8 protein-coding genes are annotated in these 6,765 nt (G+C 30.8%); 7 read left to right on the forward strand and 1 reads right to left on the reverse strand.

Annotated features, from left to right (window positions below; translation table 11 throughout):
• The first annotated feature begins 3 nt into the window (after nucleotides 1-3).
• The 7 genes from rlmN to B2694_RS14945 all read left to right on the forward strand — a co-directional run bounded on the left by rlmN (nucleotide 4) and on the right by B2694_RS14945 (nucleotide 6,239).
• Nucleotides 4-1,038 (forward strand): 23S rRNA (adenine(2503)-C(2))-methyltransferase RlmN, encoded by a 1,035-nt coding sequence (gene rlmN, locus B2694_RS14915; protein WP_346886404.1) that lies wholly within the window; start codon nucleotides 4-6, stop codon nucleotides 1,036-1,038.
• Between the two features lie 6 nt (nucleotides 1,039-1,044).
• Nucleotides 1,045-1,776, forward strand: a complete 732-nt coding sequence (locus B2694_RS14920) for a Stp1/IreP family PP2C-type Ser/Thr phosphatase (protein WP_207656761.1) — start codon at nucleotides 1,045-1,047, stop codon at nucleotides 1,774-1,776.
• Nucleotides 1,773-3,746, forward strand: coding sequence for a Stk1 family PASTA domain-containing Ser/Thr kinase (pknB, locus tag B2694_RS14925; RefSeq protein ID WP_346886414.1), 1,974 nt, complete (start codon nucleotides 1,773-1,775; stop codon nucleotides 3,744-3,746). The genes B2694_RS14920 and pknB overlap by 4 nt, the downstream gene beginning before the upstream one ends.
• Nucleotides 3,747-3,816: 70 nt before the next feature.
• Nucleotides 3,817-4,680, forward strand: coding sequence for a ribosome small subunit-dependent GTPase A (gene rsgA / locus B2694_RS14930; RefSeq protein WP_346886405.1), 864 nt, complete (start codon nucleotides 3,817-3,819; stop codon nucleotides 4,678-4,680).
• On the forward strand, nucleotides 4,677-5,327 hold the full coding sequence (rpe, locus tag B2694_RS14935; RefSeq protein WP_346886406.1) for a ribulose-phosphate 3-epimerase: 651 nt from the start codon (nucleotides 4,677-4,679) through the stop codon (nucleotides 5,325-5,327). Before rsgA ends, rpe begins: the two co-directional genes overlap by 4 nt.
• A 1-nt stretch (nucleotide 5,328) precedes the next feature.
• The gene (locus tag B2694_RS14940; RefSeq protein WP_346886407.1) at nucleotides 5,329-5,964 is read left to right on the forward strand and encodes a thiamine diphosphokinase; all 636 of its coding nucleotides are present in this window, start codon (nucleotides 5,329-5,331) and stop codon (nucleotides 5,962-5,964) included.
• A gap of 119 nt (nucleotides 5,965-6,083) precedes the next feature.
• Nucleotides 6,084-6,239 (forward strand): hypothetical protein, encoded by a 156-nt coding sequence (locus tag B2694_RS14945; RefSeq protein ID WP_198028577.1) that lies wholly within the window; start codon nucleotides 6,084-6,086, stop codon nucleotides 6,237-6,239.
• Between the two features lie 156 nt (nucleotides 6,240-6,395).
• Here the strand turns inward: B2694_RS14945 and rpmB are convergent, their stop codons facing one another.
• Nucleotides 6,396-6,587, reverse strand: a complete 192-nt coding sequence (gene rpmB / locus B2694_RS14950; protein WP_035132719.1) for a 50S ribosomal protein L28 — start codon at nucleotides 6,585-6,587, stop codon at nucleotides 6,396-6,398.
• Between the last annotated feature and the right edge of the window lie 178 nt (nucleotides 6,588-6,765).

Below are 6,765 nucleotides of genomic sequence, written 5' to 3' on the forward strand. Positions count from 1 at the left end.
GAAATGAAAAATATATTAGATTTAGATATAGAAGAACTTAAATCATGGATGAAAGAAAATGGTGAAAAAGAATTTAGAGCTAAACAAGTATTCTCTTGGATTTATAATGAAGTTTGGGACTTCAAAGAGATGACTAACATATCTAAAGATACTTTGAAAAAATTAGAAAAAAATTTTTTTATAGGAATACCTAGAATAGTAGAAACATATAGTTCTAAAAATAGTGATACTCGCAAGCATTTATTTCTTTTACATGATGGTAATATAGTTGAAGGAGTAGTTATGCAGTATAATCATGGAAATTCTATATGCATATCAACTCAGGTAGGATGTAATATGGGTTGTAAGTTTTGTGCTTCAACCATTGGAGGAGCTGTTAGAAGTTTAAGTAGTGGAGAAATGTTAGGTCAGATTATGGTTTCACAAAAACAACTTGGGGAGAGAATCTCAAATATTGTACTTATGGGAAGTGGAGAACCATTAGATAACTATGATAATGTTGTAAAATTTATTAAGGATGTAAATTCTCAGTATGGACTTAATATAGGACAACGTCATATAACTCTTTCTACATGTGGAATTGTGCCTAAGATAAAGAGCTTAGCAAATTTAGCTTTACAGATAACACTAGCAATTTCATTACATGCTCCTAATGATGAGTTGCGTGTGAAAACTATGCCTATTGCTAAGGTGTATTCTATATCTGAGCTTATTGATAGCTGTAAATATTATATTGATAAAACGGGACGAAGAATTACCTTTGAATATGCATTAGTAAAGGGGGTAAACGACTCTAAAGAGCAAGCTGAACAATTAGTAAAATTAATAAGAGGTATGTTATGTCATGTAAATTTAATTCCAATAAATGAAATAGATGAAAATGATTTAAAAAAATCAAATGAAGAGCAAGTTAAGTGCTTTAGAGATATTTTAATGAAACACGGGATTGAAACTACTGTTAGAAAAGAAATGGGTTTAGACATAAATGCTGCTTGTGGTCAGCTGAGAAAAAGTTATATAGAAAAAAGGGAGTTGTAGTTTTTAATGGGGAGATTGTTAGGAATAGAAACGGATGTTGGAAATAAAAGAACTTTTAATGAAGATTCCGTTGGTTACTATGAAGAAGAAGATTTCGGTATTTTTGTAATAGCCGATGGTATGGGAGGGCATAATGCTGGTGAAGTTGCTAGTAAGATTGCTATAGATACCATTATTGAATATGTAATTAATCATAAAAAGGATAGGTCAGAAGAGGAAATTTTAAATGAGGCAATCCTAAGTGCTAATAGAAAAATATATAGAGAAAGCTTGTTAAACGAAAGTTGTAATGGAATGGGAACTACTCTTGTGGGAGCTTTTGTGAGAGGAAATAACTTAACTATGGTAAACATAGGAGATAGTAGAGGATATATTTTAAAGGATGGACAGCTTGTTAAGGTTACAAAAGATCATTCATTGGTACAAGAACTATTAGATAATGGAACAATAACTAATGAGGAAGCTAAGAATCATCCTAATAAAAATGTTATAACAAGAGCTTTAGGAACTAATCCAGTAGTGACGGCAGATTACTACAGTTTAGATATAAGAGGGGTTTCTAAAATTCTTCTTTGTAGTGATGGACTTACTAATGAAGTAAGTGAGGAGGATATTTTTAGAGTTTTACAAGGTTATAATGGCAATCAATGTATGGAACTAATAAACATGAGTAAGAAAAATGGTGGAAGAGATAATATTTCTATCATCATTTTTAAAGGAGAGTGGGAGTGCAGATGATAGGAACTATGTTAGGAAATAGATATGAACTCATAGAAAAGATTGGCGAAGGAGGTATGGCAGTAGTATATAAGGCTAAATGTAGAATTTTAAATAGATTTGTAGCAATAAAAATACTAAAGCCAGAGTACTCTAATAATAGTGAATTTATGGAGAAATTTAGAAGAGAAGCTTTAGCTACAGCAACCTTTTCCCATAGTAATATAGTTAATATTTATGATGTGGGTTCAGAAGAAAATATTAATTATATTGTAATGGAATTAGTGAATGGAAAAACTTTAAAAGAATACATAAGAGAAAATGCACCTCTTTCTATGGACTCAACTTTAAAGATTTCAATACAAATTGCGAAAGCTTTAGAATGTGCTCATAAAAATAAAATTATCCATAGAGATATAAAACCTCACAATATATTAATAAATGAAGAAGGTGTAATTAAGGTTACAGATTTTGGAATAGCGAAAGCTACTTCATCTGATACAATAACTCATACTAATAAAGTTATTGGTTCTGCACATTACTTCTCTCCTGAGCAAGCAAAAGGAAAGATAGTTGATAATAGAACAGATATCTATTCTTTTGGAATTGTGATATATGAAATGCTAACAGGAAGAGTTCCATTTGATGGAGAAAGTGCTGTAGCGGTTGCACTTAAACATATACAAGATACAATTGTGCCTCCTAAGGTTTTAGTTCCTGAAGTACCAGATAGTCTAAATAATTTGGTAATTAAGGCTACCCAGAAGGAAGTTATAAAAAGATATAATAATGTAACAGATATGTTAATAGATTTAATGAGAATAGAGAATAATAATAAGTATATAGTAACACCATCAAATATGGATAATGATTATACTACAGTAATGGATGCAACTCAAATTCAAAATACTATGTATGCCAGCAATCTTGGAAAGAAATTAACCAATAAGGATATGTATGATGATGAAGAAGAGGAAGAAGACGAGGATTATGAAGATTATGATGGCGAAAAAAGAAAAACTAGCACTTGGAAAAAGGTATTAATAGTTGGAGGGGCTCTTTTATTAACTATTCTCTTAGGTGTATTTGTAGGTACTAGTATATATAATAAAGGCAACACCAATGTTAAAAAAGACGAATTAAAGGTTCCCAAGATAATTGGCCTTACAGCAGATGAAGCTAAAGATGCTGTAGAAAAATTAGGATTAACTTATGTAGTCTTAGGAGAGGAAGCTAGTGATAAGCCAGCTGGAACTATAATTGCAGTATTTCCATCAGAAGGTACTTCAGTAAAAAAAGAAAGTGAAGTTAGAGTAAGGATTAGTACAGGACCAGGAGAGATTGAGGTACCAGATGTAGTGAAACTGGGTAAAAGTGTTGCCCAAGACCATATAGTTACTCAAGGACTTAAGGTGGGAAAGATAACAGAAGACTATTCTGAAGAAATAGAAGCAGGTGCAGTAATAAGTACCAATCCAGTAGCGAAGACTAAGGTTAAAAAAGGTGATACAGTAGATATAGTTATAAGTAAAGGTTCTAGGATTAAGAAGACACAAGTACCAGATCTCATTGGATTAACACTAAAAGAAGCAGAGCAAGTATTAGCCGTAGTAAATCTAAAACTTGGACCTACTACTGCAGTAATAACTGATGATAAAAGTAGAGATGGAAAAATATTCAACCAAAGTGAACCTGCTCTCACTTCAGTACAAGAAAATGAAAAAATAAGTGTTAATTATTATCAATATAAGGATCCAAATGAAGGCAAGGTTCAAGTACCTAATTTTATTGGAAGAACCATTGAAGATGCACAAGCAACAGCTAACTCACTTGGATTTAGAATAACTGTTACTGGAGATAGAAAAGGTCTTATAATAAGTCAAGATGTACCTGAAGGTAATAAGTTAGATAAAGGAAGTACTATAAATCTTATAGCTCAAATAAAAGCCCCTAATATAGGCGGCGATGATGACGAAGATAAAGAACCTTAACCAATGACTTAATAATCCTTAGGTAAGTTTTAAACTTGCCTAAGGATTAGTTAAAATTTAGGAGGAATATATGCAAGGTTTAATAGTTAAAGGAATTGGTGGATTATACTATGTAGATGTTGAAGAAAAAGTTATAGAGTGTAAGGCTAGAGGAAAATTTAGGCATAAGGGTGAAACTCCTATGATTGGTGATGAGGTAATCATAGAAGAAGAAAATGGGAAGGGTGTTATAACGGAAATATTAAAGAGAAAAAATCAACTTATAAGACCTGCCGTTGCTAATGTAACTCAAGCTTTTGTAGTAGTTACTAGTAAGAATCCAGATTTGAATTTAAGCTTATTATATAAATTTCTAGTTTTATGTGAGTATAATCATGTAGTACCTATTATCTGCTTTAATAAAATGGACATTGAAAGTGATTATAGCAAGGAAATAGGTAATATGTTAAATGAAGCTGGATATGAAATAATGTATGTACAAGGAAAACATGGTGTTGGCATAGAACAGTTAAAGGAAAAGATAAAGGGGAATATTACTGTATTTTGTGGGCCTTCTGGAGTTGGTAAATCTACTATACTGAATAAAGTTTTAGGTAGAGATGCTATGAAAACTGGTGATATTAGTGATAAACTAAAAAGAGGAAAACATACAACTAGGCATAGTGAACTTATAAGGATAGAAGATGGATTTTTAGTTGACACACCAGGATTTTCTTCCTTGGAATTAGATTTCATAAATAAAGAAGAACTACAACATCTATTTCCAGAATTTGAAGAGTTTAAAGATGGATGTAAGTTTAATAATTGTGTTCATTATAAAGAACCAGGTTGTATAGTAAAACAAAAGGTAGAATCTGGACAAATAAATAAAAGTAGATATGAATTCTACATAAAAACATTAGAAGAAATTATTAGTAGGGGGAATAGAAAATGATAAAATTATCACCATCTATATTGTCAGCAGACTTTTCAAGGTTAGGAGAACAGGTTAAAGAAATAGAAAAACATGGAGCGGATTGGGTTCATATAGATGTTATGGACGGTATGTTTGTACCTAACATATCCTTTGGAGTGCCTGTTATAAAATCCATAAGAAATCTTACAACCTTAGTTTTCGATGTACATTTAATGATTGAAGATCCAGATAGATACGTAAAGGATTTTGTAGATGCAGGAGCTGATATGATAACAGTTCATTATGAAGCTGATAGACATATAGACAGAACTATAAAATATATTAAAAGCTTAGGAGTTAAAGCTGGAGTAGCATTAAATCCTGGTACTCCTGTTTCTATGATAGAAAACTTAATTCCAGATTTAGATATGGTACTTATCATGTCAGTTAATCCGGGATTTGGAGGTCAAAAATATATAGAGTATTCAGTAGATAAAATATCACAGGTTAAAGAGTTAAAGGATAAATATAATAAAGAATTATATATACAAGTAGATGGTGGCATAGATGCAACCAATGTTAGTAAAGTTGTAAAATGTGGAGCTAATTCTATAGTAGCGGGTTCAGCAGTATTCAAAAATAATGAAATAGAAAAAAATATAAGTAATATAAAAAGTGGGTTTTAGTATGCAGGCAGTTATAGTTGGAGGAGGAGATCCTCCAAGTAAAAAGATTTTAGATAAATATATAAATGAAGAGTCTATAATTATAGCAGCTGATGGAGGCGCTAACGTTCTTTTAAATCATGAAATACATCCAAATTATTTGTTAGGAGATTTTGACTCTATTGATGAAAAAACGTATATAGAAATAAGTAATAGCTCTAAAACCATTAGGTTTCCAAAGGAGAAGGATTATACAGATAGTCATATAGCTTTTAATAAGGCAGTGGAGTTAGGGGCCACAGAAATAATTTTTTTAGGATGTACGGGGAAGAGAATTGATCATTTCTATGCAAATTTATGTATTCTTAATGAAGGTTTAAAAAAATCAATAGATTGTCGTATAATAGATGAGTATAATGAAATCTATCTTATAGATAAACCTACAAATATCTTTGGTAAAAAAGGGGATATATTTTCTCTATTTAGTTATTTAGAAGATACCCATGATTTAACTATAGAGGGAGTAAAATATAAATTAAAGAATTTTGAACTAGCACAAGGAAACAATCTTACTGTATCTAATGAGTTTGAGGAGGAAAAAGTTAGTATAACTTTTTCCAAAGGATGTCTTATAGTAGTGAGAATTCATAAAATATAAATTTTAAATATAGGATTACAGTCATTATTACAATTGATGATTGTAATTTTTTTATTTATGTACCACTTTTTACGTCAATACATATAATGATACTAAAAAGGCTTATGGGGGAAGTAAGTATGAGGAGTAGGACAACTAAAAGGTTGGGACTTATTGTTAGTTCTGTAGGAGCAGGGATAGTATTAGCTATGCTAATTCCATTTTGGGGGTGGATGGTAGCCATAGGTTGTGCCATTATATGTGCTGGATGGTTTATAATGAATAAGTTTTGCTAACAATTAGTTAAGGAGGTTAAAGGGTGACTATAAGAGTAATTAAACTACCTAAGTTTTTATCTAAAATAGTTAAAATTTTTGTAAGAAAAAAACATAGTTATTAATTTTGCACATAAAAAAATGCAACTATAAAGGTAGTTGCATTTTTTTTACCAATTAAACGGCACGTTGAACCTTACCAGAACGTAAGCATCTAGTACAAACGTGTACTGTCTTAGGTGAACCGTTAACTATAGCTTTAACTTTTTTTAAGTTTGGAGCCCATTTTCTTTTTGATTGACGGTGAGAGTGAGAGAATTGTACTCCTGAAACTACACCTTTATCGCATATTTCACATCTTCTTGACATATATTACACCTCCTCAAAATTTCAACATACTGCTATAAATCAAACACAAGTTATTTTAACATAATTACTATGATTGTTGCAAGTATTAAGAAAAATAAACACATACCATTATATTATACATATTGTTATAATAAAATTCAATGATATATATAATTATACAGAGCTTTAGCATGAAAAT

This window comes from Clostridium sp. UBA4395 (genome assembly GCF_002390995.1).
GTDB classification, from domain to species: Bacteria; Bacillota; Clostridia; order Clostridiales; family Clostridiaceae; genus Clostridium_J; species Clostridium_J sulfidigenes.

Coding starts and splice junctions, on each gene's coding strand:
- B2694_RS14920 (WP_207656761.1), top strand. CDS start 1,045: ATGGGGAGATTGTTAGGAATAGAAACGGATGTTGGAAATAAAAGAACT.
- B2694_RS14945 (WP_198028577.1), top strand. CDS start 6,084: ATGAGGAGTAGGACAACTAAAAGGTTGGGACTTATTGTTAGTTCTGTA.
- rpmB (WP_035132719.1), bottom strand. CDS start 6,587: ATGTCAAGAAGATGTGAAATATGCGATAAAGGTGTAGTTTCAGGAGTA.
- rlmN (WP_346886404.1), top strand. CDS start 4: ATGAAAAATATATTAGATTTAGATATAGAAGAACTTAAATCATGGATG.
- rpe (WP_346886406.1), top strand. CDS start 4,677: ATGATAAAATTATCACCATCTATATTGTCAGCAGACTTTTCAAGGTTA.
- B2694_RS14940 (WP_346886407.1), top strand. CDS start 5,329: ATGCAGGCAGTTATAGTTGGAGGAGGAGATCCTCCAAGTAAAAAGATT.
- pknB (WP_346886414.1), top strand. CDS start 1,773: ATGATAGGAACTATGTTAGGAAATAGATATGAACTCATAGAAAAGATT.
- rsgA (WP_346886405.1), top strand. CDS start 3,817: ATGCAAGGTTTAATAGTTAAAGGAATTGGTGGATTATACTATGTAGAT.